The organism is Bacillus sp. JS (genome assembly GCF_000259365.1).
Lineage (GTDB): Bacteria > Bacillota > Bacilli > Bacillales > Bacillaceae > Bacillus > Bacillus stercoris.
On sequence record NC_017743.1, the window covers coordinates 3,188,156 to 3,204,964 of the forward strand.

Sequence of the window (16,809 nt, forward strand, 5' to 3'; positions counted from 1 at the left end):
CAATTTATTTTATTTCACCATTTTTAAAAGCGCTTCTCTGCCGCTCATGCCGACTTGAATGCCAAGATCTTCCGCGGCGTACGTGACGGATTCTAAAGGTGCGTCTAACAGCTGGTCAATGGTGCGGACACCAACTGCGCGCCCCGCCACGATGCCGCGCTCCTTTAATTTCTCATTCAGCAGCGCCACATCAAGCGCGCCGCACATAATGTATCCGTGATCATTGGTGACGGCCATAAAATTCGTTTTGGGAAGTTTTACTGTCACAGCTGTAAAAGGCTGTCCTTCTATCATGATCGGTGTCAGATTTACCACGTCAACCACTCCCTTCATTCATCACTTTATGATGAAGGGCACAGCTTGTTGTGGGCTGACAGCCTTATTGCGCGAGCTTCCAAGCGAGCAGATCCCGCAAAAATTCCGGCATAAAGTATTCTTTTTCTGCCGCGTCGCGAATCAATGGAAACAGTTTGCCGAGCGTAAACATATCAAGCACCGCAACGGAGTATTGTTTATGTTTTTCAATATCTTCCCCGTTCAGCGTGATGCGGGTGACATGCGTGATCCCGTCATCGAGCCGTTTCGTTTCTACCTCAACGCCGGCATACACCATTTTCCCCATCACTTCTCCGCGGAAGCCAAGTCCTTTGATCCGGAGCTGTTCCATTTGTTCGGAAGCGGCATGGACAATGGTTTCCTTCAGTTCTTCACCCGTCAGGCGGACAGCCACCGGGTTGATCGGATGCGGACAGATGCGGTGCAGATCCAGTTTCGTCACAGGGCCTGCTTTCAGCGGACCGAGAATGACACCTGAATTCACCATACTGATGTCCGTCTCGCACCATTCTTTTAACGCGTACGCCAAAAGCAACGGCAGCTCTGATTCTTCAAACCACTTCACCTCAGCATCTTGGGCAAGCTCTGCAACGGCATCGGAGAGCTTCTCCTCGGCTTCACGTTCTTTTTCATTAAGAAACGCTTTTGTTTCTGCGGATTCTCCTATCCATTCCGCCATGTTCTGCACAGACGCTGTTTTGCTGATGATGCTTCGCTGTACACTGTCCACTGTGATTTCTACACAGCCGACATAATGCCCGTATTTCTCAGCACTGGCAAGCAATACCCCGTTCACCACTTGTCCGTCTTCAAGCAAATGATGGGTGTGCGATTCGAGAATGACATCAATCTCAGGTACCGCTTCAGCCACTGCCTGATCATCAAGAATGCCTAAATGCGACAGCAGGACGATGATATCCGCCTGCCCTTTCACTTCCTGAATGGTTTCCTTTACGCTATCAAGGGCATCTGTTACTGTCCATCCCAGCTTGTCGTAAACGGGATAATACGGCACAGTTACGCCTAAGAAAGCAATGGACATACCGTTTTTCAATGATTTGATATGGTAAGGCACCGCCCATGACGGACGGTTCCCGTTTTTATCAAACAGGTTGGAGACGATAACAGGAAATTCAGCATGATCATATAAAGCAGCAAGCTCTTCATGCGGAAGCGTAATCCCTTCGTTATTGCCAATCGCCGCTCCATCAATGTGAAGGCGGTTTAAGAGATCGACATTGGCTTTTCCGAATGTCGCCTCTGTCACGAATTGAAAACGATCAAGATGATCGCCAATATCAAATACGAGCGTCTCTTCGCTGTCTGATTGATGCTCTTTTCTTTTCTGCTCGATATAATCTACAATTTTCGGCCAGTTTTCAAAATGGCTGTGCAAATCATTTGTATGATATAAGCGGAGCTTCTCCTTCATAATATCTCTCCCTAATCGTTCAGCTGAAAATGCCTTCATAAATGAGCTGGCAGCCGATCAAAATCAATACGATCCGCATGATCATAACGATCGTTTTCGTCTGCATTTTTCTGTTGATGGCGGCGCCAAGCTTTCCGCCGAACCAAGCGCCGGGCACAAGCGCGAGGGCGTACAGCCAATTGACGTGCCCGGAAATAATATGTGAAACAGACCCTGTCATAGAAGACAGGAAAATAATAAACATGGATGTTGCGACCGCAACCTTCGGCGGAAACAAAAATAACAGCATCATCGCCGGAACCATCAGTGATCCGCCGCCTATTCCGAAAAGCCCGCCTAAAAAACCGACAACAAAGGCAATGGCAATACCGACAGGGGCCTGATATGAGTACGTATAAGGCTCACCGGCATCATCCTGAAATGTCCGGATAATCCCTTTGTGCGCTTTGTTAATGGGCCGGGCTTTCGCTTTCAGCATTAAGGATAATGAAATCAGAATCATAAAAATGCCAAACCAAACGGAAAATGAGTTTGAATTGAACAGCTTTGACACATAAGCCCCGATTATGCTGCCGGGACCTGAACCGATAAAGAAAATGAGCCCGCTCTTATAATCAACGATTTTATATTTAATATAAGCCAAAGTTGAAGAAAGACCCGTAAAAATAATGACCAAAAGCGAAGTTCCAATCGCAACCTGCGGCGTCACATCCTGAAACAGCGGCGTCACTGTGCTTAAAAACATCAAAGACGGCACAATGACAATTCCGCCTCCAAGCCCGATCAGACTTCCTACCGTACCTGCGATTAATCCCAGGACGACCAAAATCACAAACGACATCAGTAAAAACCTCTTTTCTAAAATAAATCGAGCTGTCTCGGAGCAAGTCCGCTGTACTCGATATCAAGCAGTTCAAGCATCTGCTTGCCGTTATCCGCGGCGTCACCGCCGGAATTATTGTTGAACAGGACAAAAACATCCTTACATTGCTGCTGCAATTCATTCAGGTGCTTTTTCCAATCCTCCAGCTCCTGTGGGTTGTAGCGGTATAGGTACCTGACCTCGCGCCAGTTTTTCCCGCCGTCAGGCTTCATCCAGCCCTGCTTGTTGCGTCCGTGAAACCTGACGAGCGTTTTGTTTTCATTGGTCGCGCGCAGCACAGTCGGAACGCTGCCTTCTCCGATTTGCGGTTCATCACAAACACTGTGAATCCAGCCTTCCGCTTTCATAAATGAAAGCGTCTGCTCATAAAACGGCGGCGAGAACCAGGAACGGTTTCTGAATTCAAGCGCACAAGGAATATCCCCCATTTGGTGCTTGCACCATCTCAAATAGGCGACATTCTCCTTCTTGCAGTCAAACCACGGCGGAAATTGAAACAGCACCATGGCGAGCTTGTTGCTATGTAAATATGGCGTTAAAGACACCTTAAACGCATCAAACATCTCCTCTTTTGAGTCAAAGGGAATTTCACCGCGCTGATGCCCTGTCATGCCCTGATATGCTTTCACGATAAATTGGAAGGTTTCGGGCGTTTCCTTGACCCACTTTTCATTATTGCGAGCCGGCTGAATCGCATAAAAGCTCGCGTCTAATTCCACGATCGGAAAATGGGAGGAATAGGCCTGCAATTTTTTCTGGCTGGCCGTCTTCGGCGGATAGATGCTGTCATGATCCCCCCACCCCGTCAGTCCAATATAAATCACACTCATTCACCTCTCTTTCAGTTTATCACACGTGTTTTCAGGTTTCCTCGGAAATGCTGTTCATATGGCGGGAAAAAGCAGAACTCAAATGCTGATATTGTTCCTCATTCGTATCTAAAAACGCCTCTTCTCTTGTGGAAGGAATATGCTGATATTCAATAGGCGCCTGAAACTGCTCACTCGTAAAATCGTACACCACACCATTGAAGCTGTTATAAAAATGCCAGCTCTCACCGACTCTTGTTTTCAGAATGGCGCCGCCGAATTGATCCTGAATCACCAGTGCCGTCACACCGCATTGGCCGCATGACGGGCATTAATCCGTCCATTTAGAGCTCGTATGGCGAGACCAAGATTGCTTAAGTATGTATTTGACATGCTCCACTGCCTCCGCCTCCTTTTAAAAAAGATACCACGTTGATGAAATTTTAAAAACAAGAACGGCAGAAATCAAAAAACCCGGCGGTAAAATCCGCCGGGCTTACGAAGGAACGACCAGCGCTCCGTCAATTCCGCTGACTTTTTCCCCATCATTGTACACGCACCGGCCTTTGCTGTAAGTGGCCGAAATACGGCAGGGAAATGTATGTCCTTCGTAAATGCTTATTTTATGCTTTGCAAACATCGATTCTCTAGTGACAGTGTACGGCTCCATACTGACGAGCACAAAATCCGCATCACACCCCGCTTCAAGCCGCCCTTTTTTCTGAAGGCCAAATCGTTTTGCAGGGGCCGCCGCTGTCCATTCTGCGATGGTTTCAAACGGAATCTGATGTTCAAGCGCCAGTTCCACCATGCCTAATAAAGTGAACTGCCCGCCGCTGATTCCGCCCCATGATAAAAACAGATTGTCCTCCCGCTTTAAGGATGGACGGCAAGGGGAATGGTCTGAGGAAACCATGTCAATGTCCCCGGCAATGAGCGCCTCGATCAGCTTCTCTTTTGATTGCCGTGGCCGGAGCGGAGGCGCGCATTTTGCAACAGAGCCCTTTTCCCGTAAATCGTCATGGCTGAACAAGACATAATGCGGGCATGTCTCGACTGAAACATCGAGCCCTTCCTGTTTCGCCTCTCTGATCAGCTGAACCGCTTTCGCCGTACTGATATGAACAAAATGAACCGGACAGCCTGTCACCCTCGCATACTGAATCGTGCGATACACCGCTTCAGCTTCTGCTTCCTCCGGGCGGGAGGCGGCGTACGCATCCGCATCCACCTTTCCTTTATTGGCCAAAACCATCTGCAAATAGCTTGTGATCGCATCGCTTTCTGCGTGAAGAGCGAGGATTTTTCCTGCAGCCGCAATTTCCGCCATACCTTTAAGCAATGTCCGTTCATCAACAGAGCGGAACTCATCAGTGCCTGACTTTGATAAAAACGCTTTAAACCCGATCGCTCCCGCTTCAGCCATCGGACGGATGTCCTCGATATGGCCTGGCACAAGCCCGCCCCATAGCGCAAAATCCACGGCAGATTTTTGCCTGCCCAGCTCAGCTTTTGCGAGAAGATGCTCTGCCGTCACGGTTGATGGAATGCAATTGAGCGGCATATCAAAAAAGGTGGTGCAGCCGCCTGCGGCCATCATTTGAGAACCTGTTTCAAATCCCTCCCAATCTTCCCTGCCCGGTTCATTAAAATGAACATGGCAGTCTATCGTACCAGGAAACACGTATGTCCCGTCTGCCTGGATGATTTCCGCCCCGCTTGCTTCGATGTCAGAACCTATCTCGACAATGACACCGTTTTGAACTGCAATATCAGCTTCTGTAACGCCATCTGGCGTAACTGCCTTCGCACCTTTTATGACCATATCGTAAGCCATATTGATCCCCCCATGTAAGGATGACGATTTTTCATGTCAGTTTATGTCACACAACCAGTTCTATTTTCAACAGTTTACTGCTACTATGATCGTATTACATCAGCAAAACCGCTAGAATTCCTATTGAAAATTATTCATCTTAACCAATGTTTTTATAGAAAAGGAGAATGCGCTATGAATATTTTTGATGTGATGAAAATACCGGCTTTTGAAAACGCCAATTTAATCGCTGGAAAAGCAGGAGGGGAAAGGGAGGTTCAGCATGTCAACATGATGGACGCTCCAGATATCGCAGACTTTTTGCATAAGAATGAATTGCTCGTCACCACCGCCTATCACCTGAAGGATCACCCGCATCAATTATCTGAACTGATTCGGCAAATGGCAAAACGCGGCTGCGCGGGCCTCGGCATTAAAACAAAGCGCTATCTGGAAGATATCCCGAAGGAAATCGTCGAACTGGCCGATTCATATGCGTTCCCGATCATTGAGCTTCCGGAACACATCCGCCTCGGCGATATTGTGAATGCCACTCTCAGCCATATTCTCGATATGCGTTCTAACGAGCTGCAGCAAGCCATTTACGCGCACAAAAAATTCACAAACCACATTATGAGCGGCAAGGGGCTGCAATCTCTGCTCAAAAAGGTGTCAGACCTCCTTCAGCTTCCCGTGCTGCTTCTAGACCAGCATGCTAAAATGCTGTCAGCGTCTCATCAAATTTCAGTTGAAACCGAAAAACTGAAAGGCACCCTGAATACCGTATCCGGGCCATTTTTCACTTGTTTCTCTACAATCTCAGATCAGAAAACATATTCTGTCCTGCCTATTTATAATCACGAAAAAAATTGCGGATATCTGCTGATACCGGACATGGTGCAGGCCGGCGACAAAGGATTGATCCTCACGATTGAACAAGCGGCCAACGTCATTTCCTTTGAACTGCTGAAAGAAAATGCGCTGAAGCAGTTCAGCCGGCGGGCGCGCAATGAGTTTTTTAACAATTTTATTGAGCGGTCCTTTTCTTCAGATGACGAAATCAAAAACCGGGCAAAAGAATTCAAGCTGCGCTGGGATCAAAAATACATGTGCATTGCCGGCAAACTCGATCGCAATGACGAATCAATCAGCTTTACAGAAAATCAGCTCGCTTCCGACAGCGTATTCGAATTTCTCGAAGGTGAATTATCGGCCTTCCCGTTTCCGCCTCACTTCTTTATGAAAGGAAACGTCGGCATTATTCTCATCGAGGCGACAGACAGCTGGAGTGAAATGCACGCCTCGGTGATCAGCTTTTTAGAACAGTTCCAAACACAGGTCAGCGCTCAATTTAAACGAACCGTGTCCTTTGGCATCAGCAATATCTGCCAAAAGCTCATTGATGTTCCCGACGCGTTCACAGAAGCTTCTGATGCTCTGCAATCGGGGCATTTGTCTAGAAGCACCGCATTTATCCAGGTGTATCACGCAAAAGATGTGCCTGAGCTTCTGCGCTTGCTCCCGGTTGAGGATTTGAAGAAATTTTACAACTCCACGCTTCAGAGCCTTGCTGAAAAACAGCAGGAGGACCAAAGCCTTCTTCATACGCTTTCCGTCTATTTAGAGACACACTGCCAAATTTCAGAGACGGCCAAGCGTCTGTACGTTCATCGCAATACGGTCATTTACCGCCTTGAAAAATGCGAAGAGCTGCTGGGGAAAAGCTTAAAAGATCCAGAAACAACGATGCGTTTGCGGCTTGCCTTACGTATGCAGCGGCTGATCAGCTAACGTTTGTCACATTCTCTTACAAAATCAATCATTTTTCGTCACTTTCAGCAATTACACCTGTCTTTTTCGGCTACTGTATCCAATGACACTCCTCAATCGGCACGATATCATGTTACTAAAGTTCACATACGAGGAGGGACTATGATGAAAAAAGGATCGTTTGCGGTGTTTACGCTTGGCCTGCAGCATGTGCTGGCCATGTATGCAGGTGCGATTTTGGTGCCCCTGCTTGTCGGCAGGGCGCTGAATGTAACAACTGAACAGCTGTCCTACCTATTGGCGATTGACCTGTTAACGTGCGGCGTCGCGACGCTTTTGCAAACCTTGCGCGGAGCATACATCGGCATCGGGCTTCCCGTCATGCTTGGCAGCTCATTTGTGGCCGTCACCCCGATGATTGCAATCGGCGCCAATTACGGCATTCACACGATTTACGGTTCTATCATCGCGGCCGGTGTGTTTATCTTTTTGTTTGCGCGTTTTTTCGGCAAACTGACTGTGTTATTTCCTCCTGTCGTAACAGGTACGGTTGTGACCTTAATCGGCCTTTCACTAGTTCCGACAGGTGTGAAAAATATGGCTGGCGGCGAAAAAATAAACGGCAGCGCCAACCCCGAATACGGTTCGCTCGAAAACCTTCTTCTCTCTGTCGGTGTCCTTGTTCTGATCTTAGTCCTCAACCGCTTTCTCAAAGGATTTGCCCGAACACTGTCCGTTCTGATCGGCATCGTCGCCGGTACAGCGGCAGCAGCGATCATGGGCAAAGTCAGCTTTTCTTCTGTTACAGAAGCACCGTTCTTCCAAATCCCGAAGCCTTTTTATTTCGGAGCTCCTGCGTTTGAAATTGGCCCGATCTTAACGATGCTGATCGTCGGAATCGTCATTATTGTGGAATCAACCGGCGTTTACTACGCAATCGGAAAGATATGCGGCAGACCTTTAACTGAAAATGACCTCGTCAAAGGGTATCGCGCGGAGGGAATCGCCATTCTCATCGGCGGGCTGTTCAATGCCTTTCCTTATAATACCTTTGCGCAAAACGCCGGCTTATTGCAGCTGACGAAGGTAAAAACGAGAAACGTCGTGATTACCGCAGGCTTTATCCTTGTCTGTCTCGGACTGATTCCGAAGATTGCTGCCCTTGCTTCTGCCGTTCCTGCTGCTGTGCTTGGCGGCGCAACCGTCGTCATGTTCGGCATGGTGATTGCCTCCGGCGTCAAAATGCTCAGCACAGCGGATCTCACAAATCAATACCACCTCCTGACCATCGCATGCTCAATCGCACTCGGCATCGGCGCCAGCACCGTCCCTGGGATTTTTGTTGAATTCCCCGCTCCGATCAGAATTCTGGTCAGTGACGGCACCATCACTGGCAGCCTGACCGCTATCTTTTTGAATCTATTTTTCAGCTTGCGCGGCAAAAAAGACAAAACAACTCAGAAAACTGAACTTCCGGTATTAGAACATACACTTGCATTAGAAAAAGAGGTGTAAAAAAGATGAAGAAACAGCATAATGCCTTTCAGCTGATGATGCTGGGGCTTCAGCACATGCTCGCCATGTATGCGGGAGCCATTCTCGTTCCGCTGATCGTCGGAGCGGCGATCGGACTGGATGCAGGGCAGCTGACGTATTTAATTGCAATCGATTTGTTCATGTGCGGGGCGGCGACTCTTTTGCAGCTCTGGAGAAACCGGTATTTCGGCATCGGCCTCCCCGTTGTGCTCGGATGCACGTTTACCGCAGTCGGCCCGATGATTTCTATCGGCAGCACTTACGGTGTCTCAGCGATATATGGTGCCATTATCGCCGCAGGGCTGATTGTCGTCTTAGCCGCGGGCTTCTTTGGAAAGCTTGTCCGTTTTTTTCCGCCTGCCGTAACCGGATCAGTCGTCATGATCATCGGCATCAGCCTGATTCCGACGGCAATGAATAACCTGGCCGGAGGTGAAGGAAGCAAAGAATTCGGCTCACTGGACAACGTCCTCCTCGGGTTTAGCGTCACAGCTTTTATCTTATTGCTGTTTTATTTCTTTAAAGGTTTTATCCGTTCCATAGCGATTTTGCTCGGTATGATCGCAGGAACAGCGGCTGCATACTTCATGGGAAAGGTCAATTCCTCTGAGGTCTTGGAGGCATCTTGGCTTCATGTTCCGTCTCTGTTTTATTTCGGACCGCCTGTCTTCGAACTGCCGGCTGTTGTCACGATGCTTCTCGTTGCGCTTGTCAGTCTCGTCGAATCGACGGGTGTTTACTTTGCGCTTGCCGATATCACAAACCGCCAGCTGTCGGAGAAGGATCTGGAAAAGGGCTACCGGGCGGAAGGCCTTGCGATTATGCTAGGCGGCTTATTTAACGCGTTTCCCTATACAGCCTTCTCGCAAAATGTCGGCATCGTTCAGCTTTCAAAGATAAAAAGTGTCAACGTCGTCGCCACCACAGGAATCATGCTGATGGCAATCGGGCTTGTTCCAAAAGCCGCGGCACTGACAACAGTGATCCCCACCCCAGTTCTCGGCGGCTCAATGATCGTCATGTTCGGCATGGTCATTTCGTACGGGATCAAAATGCTGTCCAGCGTCGACTTCGATTCACAAGGCAACCTGCTGATTATCGCCTCTTCCGTCAGCTTGGGGCTTGGCGCTACAACTGTTCCCGCGCTGTTTTCATCACTTCCGGGCGCCGCATCAGTCTTGGCGGGAAGCGGAATCGTGATCGGCAGTTTGACAGCCATAGCACTGCACGCTTTTTTTCAAGCCAAACAGCCGAATGGCTCAGACATAAAAACGTAAAGGAAGATGCCAATGCTCACAATGGATGACCTGAACCAAATGGACACACAAACACTGACAGACACACTTGGCTCTATTTTTGAACACTCTTCATGGATTGCGGAGAGATCCGCGGCATTACGGCCGTTTTCGTCCCTTTCTGATCTTCACCGCAAAATGACCGGTATTGTAAAAGCCGCGGATCGCGAGACACAGCTTGATGTAATCAATAAACACCCCCGGCTCGGAACAAAGAAAACAATGAGCAGTGAGTCGATAAAAGAGCAAAAGAACGCAGGGCTCAGCAAACTGGAACAGCAGGAATACGAGGAGTTTCTCAAGCTGAACGAACACTATTATGATCGCTTCGGCTTTCCTTTTATTTTAGCGGTGAAGGGAAAGGCGAAACAGGACATTCACCAAGCCCTGCTGGAAAGGCTTGAGAACGAACGGGAATCGGAGTTCCAGCAGGCTTTGATAGAAATTTACCGAATCGCCCGCTTTCGCCTGGCTGACATCATCACTGAAAAAGGAGAGACGCAAATGAAAAGAACCATGTCTTATGGCAAAGGAAATGTATTTGCATACCGAACGTTTTTAAAACCGCTCACTGGAGTGAAGCAAATCCCCGAATCATCTTTTACCGGGAGAGACAATACCGTTGTCGGCGTTGATGTGACTTGCGAAATTGGCGGAGACGCCTTCCTGCCATCATTTACAGACGGAGACAACACTCTCGTCGTGGCGACGGATTCAATGAAAAACTTTATCCAGCGCCATCTCGCATCCTATGAAGGAACGACAACCGAGGGATTCCTACACTATGTAGCTCACCGATTTTTAGATACCTATTCTCATATGGACACGATTACTCTGACTGGCGAAGATATCCCGTTTGAAGCAATGCCTGCATACGAGGAGAAAGAGCTCACCGCAAGCCGCCTTGTCTTCAGAAGATCACGCAATGAACGAAGCCGCTCTGTGCTGAAAGCCGAACGCAGCGGGAATACCATCACGATTACAGAACAATACAGCGAAATCATGGATCTTCAGCTCGTTAAGGTGAGCGGCAACTCCTTCGCCGGCTTCATCCGGGACGAATATACGACTCTTCCCGAAGACGGCAACCGCCCCCTGTTTGTCTATTTAAACATCAGCTGGCAGTATGAAAACACCAATGACGCATATGCTTCTGACCCAGCCCGCTACGTCGCGGCTGAACAAGTCCGCGACTTGGCGAGCACCGTTTTTCACGAGCTCGAAACCCCTTCAATCCAACACTTAATCTATCACATCGGCTGCAGAATATTAGCGAGGTTCCCGCAGCTCACTGATGTCAGCTTCCAATCTCAAAATCACACATGGGATACAGTTGTCGAAGAAATCCCGGGTTCAAAAGGAAAAGTCTACACCGAACCGCGCCCGCCATTCGGCTTCCAGCGCTTTACCGTGACAAGAGAAGACGCCGAGAAAGAAAAACAGAAAGCTGCTGAAACCGCAGGGAGCCTGAAAGCCTGATGGGAAAGCTGACCACCCATATTTTAGATTTAACCTGCGGCAAACCGGCGGCGAACGTCAAAATTGAATTGAAGCGGCTGGGCGAAAGTATAATGAAAGAGATATACACTAACAAGGACGGAAAAGTCGATATCCCTCTGCTGGCTGATGAAGAGTTGATGTTCGGAGAATATGTGATGGAATTTCATGCAGGAGACTATTTTGCGAGTAAAAACACGAACGCAGCCGATCAGCCGTTTTTAACCATCGTCACCGTCCGTTTTCACATTGCAGATCCAGATGCGCATTACCATATCCCGCTTTTGCTGTCGCCGTTTGGTTATCAGGTGTATAGGGGGAGTTAACATGTCAAGCCCGGTCTTCACGACCGGGCACTTTCATTTTTTTCCTGTTATAATCATGAAGACAGTATTCTTCTCACATCTATTGCCATCACTTATCTTCTTTATTTTTTCATTTTTTGAACTCTTTTCAGCCAGCAGCCGTATATAGTAACGAAACCAAGTTTCGAGGTGGGGTATGGACATTCTTTCTGACGAAGAATTGATGGAAAAAGTAAAACAAAAGGATATGGAGGCCTACAACAGTTTATATGCCCGTCACGCTCTAAAAACATATCAATTTATATTTCTGTACATCCGTCAAAAACAGGCAGCTGAAGATCTTCTGCAGGAAACTTTTATCCGGGTATATGTAAAATGCCGCAGCTATAAAAGCGAAAAAGCGAGCTTTCGTACCTGGCTCCATCAAATCGCTCACAGACTATGTATTGATTATTACCGAAAGCATTCTAAATTCAAATGGCAGCAGATGGAATTGGACGATTATTCGGAAAAGCACCAGAGCACCATTGAGCAAAATATACAAAATAAAATATTGATTCAACAGTATTTGGGACAGCTGCCTGACAAAGAGCGATCAATTCTGATTCTCGCCTACTATCAAGGGTTTACAGGCAAAGAAATTTCTCACATTCTCAACATACCGGAAGGAACAGTCAAATCCAAGCTTCATTATTCTCTAAAGAAGCTGAACAAATCCATTGAAAAGGAGCTGAAGGATTCATGAATGAGCAAGATGAAGTGAAAAGCATGATTGAAGGATTACAAGAACACATGCCCAAGCTGAACGAATTCCTGGATATGAACCGCCTGTCTCTTCCAGAACATATGTTAAAACCACCTTCTCCACCGATTACTTGGTTTGACCGTTTGAGCCATTGGCTAGCTTATCCTAGCTGGCAGCTTCCAGACCTTTTCTCATTTCGTTCTGTTGCTCAAGTGGTGACGATTTTGCCGATTTTATCCGGGAGCATAGCAGCACAAATACTTTTTTTCTTATTCTTAGGAAGGTGATCATATGACAAGCGGTACGGTGATAGGACTAATAAGCGGCGCGGCAGCTCTTACTGTCGGTACACTAGGTGGAGTCATGGGGTCTGCATTTAATCGGCAGATTTTAAACTCAATTGGCGTACATTCACTTCCACAGAACCCTAAACGGAAATATTCGCTGATTGCAAAACATTGCAGATTTTTAGGCGAATGGAATCGTTTTGACAGCTATAATGTGTTTGTCTTTTTTTTAGGGATTCTATTTCTAATTGGTGCAGGCGTATTATTGATTGTGAGATTCGAAACGGGCGGCACCCCTTTCCAAGACACACTTCAGCTCGCTTTTTTGGTTAACTCTCTCACCTGGATCTCCGTGTCCTCGATTTTATTGTTAGGACGGCTTGTACAATTGATCCACATCTATAAATACGGTATTCAACATATCAGTAAGGAGGAAACAGCCATTACCAAGACCCAAGAACAGCAAAATAAAAACAAATTCTCTTTATATTGGATCATTATTTTAGCAGCAACGATCCTGTTTATTGGTGGAGGTCTTCTGCTGCTTCAATACCCTGTTGGTTTTTTAAGTTTGGCAGGCGCCTACTTTTTGTTTATGTTTACTTTTAACTCGGTTTATCATAAAAACAAGCGGAAATAAAGAACTTCAGCCCAACAGCTGAAGTTCTTTATTTATTATTTTATATCAGTTGTGTTTTTAGATATTTGCGCGAGCAAAGCTCCGAGATAAGCCTCTTCTATCGGCCACACCCCTAAACGGTTATTCATCATATGAATATAGTGAAAGGCTAGATGGGAAGCAGACGTTCTAATCTTATCGGACTCTTGTATCTGTGAAAAAGCACTCTCCAGCAGTTTTTGGTACCCATTCGTTGACTTGGTGACAAAAGGGTTAGAGTGCATTTTTTCTATGACAACATTTATTACATCAATCCGTTTTTCCGCAGCCTCCTTCAGCTTCGTTTTATAGGTTATTCCATCAGTATAATCAGCTCCGCTCCAATAATGCAGCATGCTCTCCCAAAGATCCTGTGTTTGGTCTGCTGATAAAGAAGCTTGTTCCGCTGTTTTTTTCATAAGAAAGAGAGCGAAATCAAAACGGTCATGATCTTTAAATCCAGGATCATTCAATAATGAAAGAACCAATTCACTCGAAGACTGAAAGATGTCTTCAGCTATATTAACGCCTTGGATGCCGCCGTATTTTTCATACTCCGGCTCATATTCCTCTTGTTGGAATCCGGATTCAAAATTTCTAGTATCGGTTTTGACAGGCAGCAGCCGGCTCATTTCTGAAAGAGGTTCAGCCAGGACTTTAGATAGACTGCTGTTCAAATGCTCTTCCGTAATCTCTTCAACGATATCAATGTCGTCTTCATTTACTAAAAAACGCAAACGGATATGAGGCCCTTGCATATCAATGTATCTGATAAAAAACCACTTATGTACTTGAACACTGTCTTTTACCTGCTTAACAATCGGCGTTACAATGTTAATGATAATATTTTCTAAATACTCAGCCCTCGGCACATAAATGCTGTAAAACACCCATTCCTTCATATAAAAACCCCTTTCTCATTAGCTATAGCCGATTCTTGCTTTTTCTCAACAGGCCATTGGAATAAAGACATATACTCAGAAGCAATTACGCGCCCTTCAGCATTTTCCAACCAATGCTGGTGGCGATTAGGAAGTCCTTCAGTGAATGTTACAGACAAAAGATCATCTTCAACAATCGTGTTTACAGCAGCTGCGATAGAATGGTAGCTATTGAAATTCAGATACATTGGTTTTCTTTGTTTTGGATTCAGCATCACACTTGTTCTCTCTCCAGAAAGAAAACCCTCATCCGGAAGGCTGTACTTCTTTTGAAATGCTTTCATTCGTATAAAGTATGCATAGTCACTCTCTCGATTCTCTTTTAAAGGGAATAAGAATACCGGGATCCGCCAGCGGGCACGCCTTTGTACAATCCTCCCCTCCTGCATACGAGGATGAAATTCTACTTTTTCCGGCGGAGGTGATTTAGGAAATAGTGGTGATGTCACCCAATTGGTTTGGTAAGCATTAATCCATGGGTTCATAATGGTAAATAAATATGAGACAGGCCCATGCATCATGTGCTGTGGCACAGCACCAAAATACATAGGAGCAACAGGGCGCCCCTCTTTGTTTACAAATGCCAGCGTACCGCGCGGATCATGCACCAATAACAGATCCTTTAACAAAAGATCATTTTGATCTGCTGTTGGATTTTCACCAAGCCACCTTAAGGACTGTGCTGTAATACCTGGATCAGTTTGCAAATTGCTGAAATCTGAGATCATCGGAAAATGAACGATATCTGAGTGAGGGTTCATCACATGAATCCATCGCTTTGTAAGACTGTTTAAATTTCTCTGATCCTCATTAAACATTGATTGAAAGCGGAGTACCAGCCCCAGACCGGAACTGAGCTGGTTGATAACAAGCTGGTAGTCACCATTGGAAATGTCTTTACTGCCATTATTTGCTGCTAATTGATAAAACACAACCGCACTTGGGGGAACTGAGCTGCCGCTGCACGGGGCAAACACTCTGGACTCCTCCAGATTTACAGCTGTCTTTTTATCTTTCCGCAAGGCATTTTTAATCAGCCGGGGCCTATCTTTCCTCATTTCAAACTGATACAAAAACTCCTGAATGTCATGGCATATGCCTCCTTCCCCATACATCTCTATGAAGTGCTCACACAACAAATCATAGAGATGGGTCCGGAATTGATGCTTTCTCAACTGTCCAGAAAGCTGTTCTAAATCACGTTTGACCTGCTGGCCTAACGGCGGGTGATCTTCTATCCATTTCACATTTTCGTAAACAAGCTTTTCAGTTACTACACTTTTCGGTATTTTATCCGTAAGCTCACTGAATGCACGTTTTGACAGTCTGTAAATGAACTGATGATAGCGCAGTCTTTGCTTGGGCCCGCTTTTCGCAAGCTCCTCTACACAATGGTTCATCCATTTCACAATTCTTGCTATCCTTCTTGCTTTTTGGGTTTGTATCGGCTGTAAGAAATGATATAAACTGAGCAAAGGCTTTTCTGTTTTTCTTGAAAAAGGAAGTACCGGCTTGATCCATTGTTCAGCTGACAAGTCAGGTATTGTAAAAGAAGTATTTTTCAGCAATTCCTGTATCTCCGCATAACTCCCTGAACGGAGAGATTTGATCACCTTCAATTGTTCTTCTGACGAAATTTCTTCTGACACCATCTTATCTTCACGCCATGCAAACCCGTTTAAAATGGTGTAAGAGCTTTTCAGCAGCCGCATATTGTTCTTTTTATCAGTGTGGAGGGTTTGATTTTTTTCGTAGTACAAGTACTGGGATAATTCGTTATGCTGCGCCATCTCAAAAATAAGTTCACTGCATATTGACTTAGAAATGCTGCAAAAGTTCGTTTTTTGATTATTTGTATCAGGAGGCGTGTTATCAGCTGAAAAAGAGGTCAAGCCAATCTTGGTAAACGTACTGAATGGGCTTGTTTTCATCGTTATTCTTCCTAAATAAGACATACTGGTGCGTGCGTATTGTTTGTGGGGCCTCCATAGTTTAGCCTTTTTCTTGTTATAAGCGGATAGATATTTCGGATTTGCCAGCGCCAATCCTTTTTGCCATTCTTCATTTTCCATTTCATTCGCTAAATGTTGGCCAGCCTCTTCAATCTCTTTCTCAAAAATTAGTTTGGTATCTTCCATATACCTTTGTCTGTCGTGAACGGCCATATACCAGCGGTTAAATAATTTATAATCAGAAACAGTCAATCGTTTCTGCAGTTCACTTCTATTTTTATCATCAATTTGAAAAGGACGGCTGTTAAAGATATCTCGTTTTACTTTTAAAAGAAAACGAAGAAAGTTCGTTTCATCATCGTTGAGACAGGAAATCAGATGAAAGAAAATGTCGCTTAGAGGCTCCTTCATTACTTCAATTTCTGTTTCCAAATTCAAAATCTTTTCTATATTTTCAGATGTCTGTTTTACATCAACACATGCCAAGCTATCGATACTGCCCCCGGCAGCCCTCAGCATAACAAAAGGCGCTACATGCCCTTTCATG

At 46.0% G+C, this 16,809-nt stretch carries 15 protein-coding genes and 1 pseudogene; 8 read left to right on the forward strand and 8 right to left on the reverse strand.

The features are described 5' to 3' along the window. Positions 1 to 9 precede the first annotated feature (9 nt). From MY9_RS16220 to MY9_RS16245, 6 genes and pseudogenes are all read right to left on the reverse strand, one after another. The gene (locus tag MY9_RS16220) at positions 10 to 315 is read right to left on the reverse strand and encodes a YunC family protein (RefSeq protein WP_014665249.1); all 306 of its coding nucleotides are present in this window, start codon (positions 313 to 315) and stop codon (positions 10 to 12) included. A gap of 64 nt (positions 316 to 379) precedes the next feature. Further along, positions 380 to 1,768 carry a bifunctional metallophosphatase/5'-nucleotidase gene (locus tag MY9_RS16225; RefSeq protein WP_014665250.1) on the reverse strand — a complete coding sequence of 463 codons (1,389 nt, stop codon included), beginning with the start codon at positions 1,766 to 1,768 and terminating at the stop codon, positions 380 to 382. 19 nt (positions 1,769 to 1,787) lie between these two features. Further along, a complete protein-coding gene (locus MY9_RS16230; RefSeq protein ID WP_014665251.1) occupies positions 1,788 to 2,609 on the reverse strand; it encodes a sulfite exporter TauE/SafE family protein in 822 nt (273 codons plus the stop codon). A gap of 17 nt (positions 2,610 to 2,626) precedes the next feature. Then, on the reverse strand, positions 2,627 to 3,475 hold the full coding sequence (locus tag MY9_RS16235; RefSeq protein WP_014665252.1) for a DUF72 domain-containing protein: 849 nt from the start codon (positions 3,473 to 3,475) through the stop codon (positions 2,627 to 2,629). 37 nt (positions 3,476 to 3,512) lie between these two features. Then, positions 3,513 to 3,860: pseudogene (locus tag MY9_RS16240) on the reverse strand (YunG family protein). A gap of 96 nt (positions 3,861 to 3,956) precedes the next feature. After that, the gene (locus MY9_RS16245) at positions 3,957 to 5,297 is read right to left on the reverse strand and encodes an allantoinase (RefSeq protein ID WP_014665254.1); all 1,341 of its coding nucleotides are present in this window, start codon (positions 5,295 to 5,297) and stop codon (positions 3,957 to 3,959) included. Positions 5,298 to 5,471: 174 nt separating this feature from the next. Between MY9_RS16245 and pucR the strand changes: the two genes are divergently transcribed. The 8 genes from pucR (at position 5,472) to MY9_RS16285 (ending at position 13,351) form a co-directional block, all read left to right on the forward strand. After that, on the forward strand, positions 5,472 to 7,067 hold the full coding sequence (pucR, locus tag MY9_RS16250) for a purine catabolism transcriptional regulator PucR (RefSeq protein ID WP_014665255.1): 1,596 nt from the start codon (positions 5,472 to 5,474) through the stop codon (positions 7,065 to 7,067). Positions 7,068 to 7,211: 144 nt separating this feature from the next. After that, complete coding sequence (gene pucJ / locus MY9_RS16255) at positions 7,212 to 8,561, forward strand: uric acid permease PucJ (protein ID WP_041521419.1); 1,350 nt, start codon at positions 7,212 to 7,214, stop codon at positions 8,559 to 8,561. A gap of 5 nt (positions 8,562 to 8,566) precedes the next feature. After that, on the forward strand, positions 8,567 to 9,859 hold the full coding sequence (gene pucK / locus MY9_RS16260) for a uric acid permease PucK (protein ID WP_014665257.1): 1,293 nt from the start codon (positions 8,567 to 8,569) through the stop codon (positions 9,857 to 9,859). A 12-nt stretch (positions 9,860 to 9,871) separates the two neighbouring features. Further along, the gene (gene pucL / locus MY9_RS16265; RefSeq protein WP_014665258.1) at positions 9,872 to 11,356 is read left to right on the forward strand and encodes a factor-independent urate hydroxylase; all 1,485 of its coding nucleotides are present in this window, start codon (positions 9,872 to 9,874) and stop codon (positions 11,354 to 11,356) included. Beyond that, positions 11,356 to 11,700, forward strand: coding sequence for a hydroxyisourate hydrolase (gene uraH, locus MY9_RS16270; RefSeq protein WP_014665259.1), 345 nt, complete (start codon positions 11,356 to 11,358; stop codon positions 11,698 to 11,700). Before pucL ends, uraH begins: the two co-directional genes overlap by 1 nt. Before the next feature lie 175 nt (positions 11,701 to 11,875). After that, positions 11,876 to 12,424: an RNA polymerase sigma factor gene (locus MY9_RS16275; RefSeq protein WP_014665261.1), complete on the forward strand. Its 549-nt coding sequence runs from the start codon at positions 11,876 to 11,878 to the stop codon at positions 12,422 to 12,424. Next, positions 12,421 to 12,711: a hypothetical protein gene (locus MY9_RS16280; protein WP_014665262.1), complete on the forward strand. Its 291-nt coding sequence runs from the start codon at positions 12,421 to 12,423 to the stop codon at positions 12,709 to 12,711. The genes MY9_RS16275 and MY9_RS16280 overlap by 4 nt, the downstream gene beginning before the upstream one ends. Positions 12,712 to 12,715: 4 nt before the next feature. Next, positions 12,716 to 13,351, forward strand: coding sequence for a hypothetical protein (locus MY9_RS16285; protein WP_014665263.1), 636 nt, complete (start codon positions 12,716 to 12,718; stop codon positions 13,349 to 13,351). A gap of 35 nt (positions 13,352 to 13,386) precedes the next feature. On the opposite strand, the gene MY9_RS16290 is transcribed toward MY9_RS16285, so the two are convergent. Both MY9_RS16290 and MY9_RS16295 read right to left on the reverse strand, forming a co-directional pair. Further along, entirely contained in the window at positions 13,387 to 14,271 is an 885-nt protein-coding gene (locus MY9_RS16290) for a thiopeptide-type bacteriocin biosynthesis protein (protein ID WP_014665264.1), read from the reverse strand. After that, positions 14,268 to 16,808: a lantibiotic dehydratase gene (locus MY9_RS16295; RefSeq protein WP_014665265.1), complete on the reverse strand. Its 2,541-nt coding sequence runs from the start codon at positions 16,806 to 16,808 to the stop codon at positions 14,268 to 14,270. Before MY9_RS16295 ends, MY9_RS16290 begins: the two co-directional genes overlap by 4 nt. Position 16,809 lies beyond the last annotated feature (1 nt).

Coding starts and splice junctions, on each gene's coding strand:
- MY9_RS16230 (WP_014665251.1), bottom strand. CDS start 2,609: ATGTCGTTTGTGATTTTGGTCGTCCTGGGATTAATCGCAGGTACGGTA.
- pucL (WP_014665258.1), top strand. CDS start 9,872: ATGCTCACAATGGATGACCTGAACCAAATGGACACACAAACACTGACA.
- MY9_RS16275 (WP_014665261.1), top strand. CDS start 11,876: ATGGACATTCTTTCTGACGAAGAATTGATGGAAAAAGTAAAACAAAAG.
- uraH (WP_014665259.1), top strand. CDS start 11,356: ATGGGAAAGCTGACCACCCATATTTTAGATTTAACCTGCGGCAAACCG.
- MY9_RS16290 (WP_014665264.1), bottom strand. CDS start 14,271: ATGAAGGAATGGGTGTTTTACAGCATTTATGTGCCGAGGGCTGAGTAT.
- MY9_RS16285 (WP_014665263.1), top strand. CDS start 12,716: ATGACAAGCGGTACGGTGATAGGACTAATAAGCGGCGCGGCAGCTCTT.
- pucJ (WP_041521419.1), top strand. CDS start 7,212: ATGAAAAAAGGATCGTTTGCGGTGTTTACGCTTGGCCTGCAGCATGTG.
- MY9_RS16245 (WP_014665254.1), bottom strand. CDS start 5,297: ATGGCTTACGATATGGTCATAAAAGGTGCGAAGGCAGTTACGCCAGAT.
- pucR (WP_014665255.1), top strand. CDS start 5,472: ATGAATATTTTTGATGTGATGAAAATACCGGCTTTTGAAAACGCCAAT.
- pucK (WP_014665257.1), top strand. CDS start 8,567: ATGAAGAAACAGCATAATGCCTTTCAGCTGATGATGCTGGGGCTTCAG.
- MY9_RS16280 (WP_014665262.1), top strand. CDS start 12,421: ATGAATGAGCAAGATGAAGTGAAAAGCATGATTGAAGGATTACAAGAA.
- MY9_RS16295 (WP_014665265.1), bottom strand. CDS start 16,808: ATGAAAGGGCATGTAGCGCCTTTTGTTATGCTGAGGGCTGCCGGGGGC.
- MY9_RS16225 (WP_014665250.1), bottom strand. CDS start 1,768: ATGAAGGAGAAGCTCCGCTTATATCATACAAATGATTTGCACAGCCAT.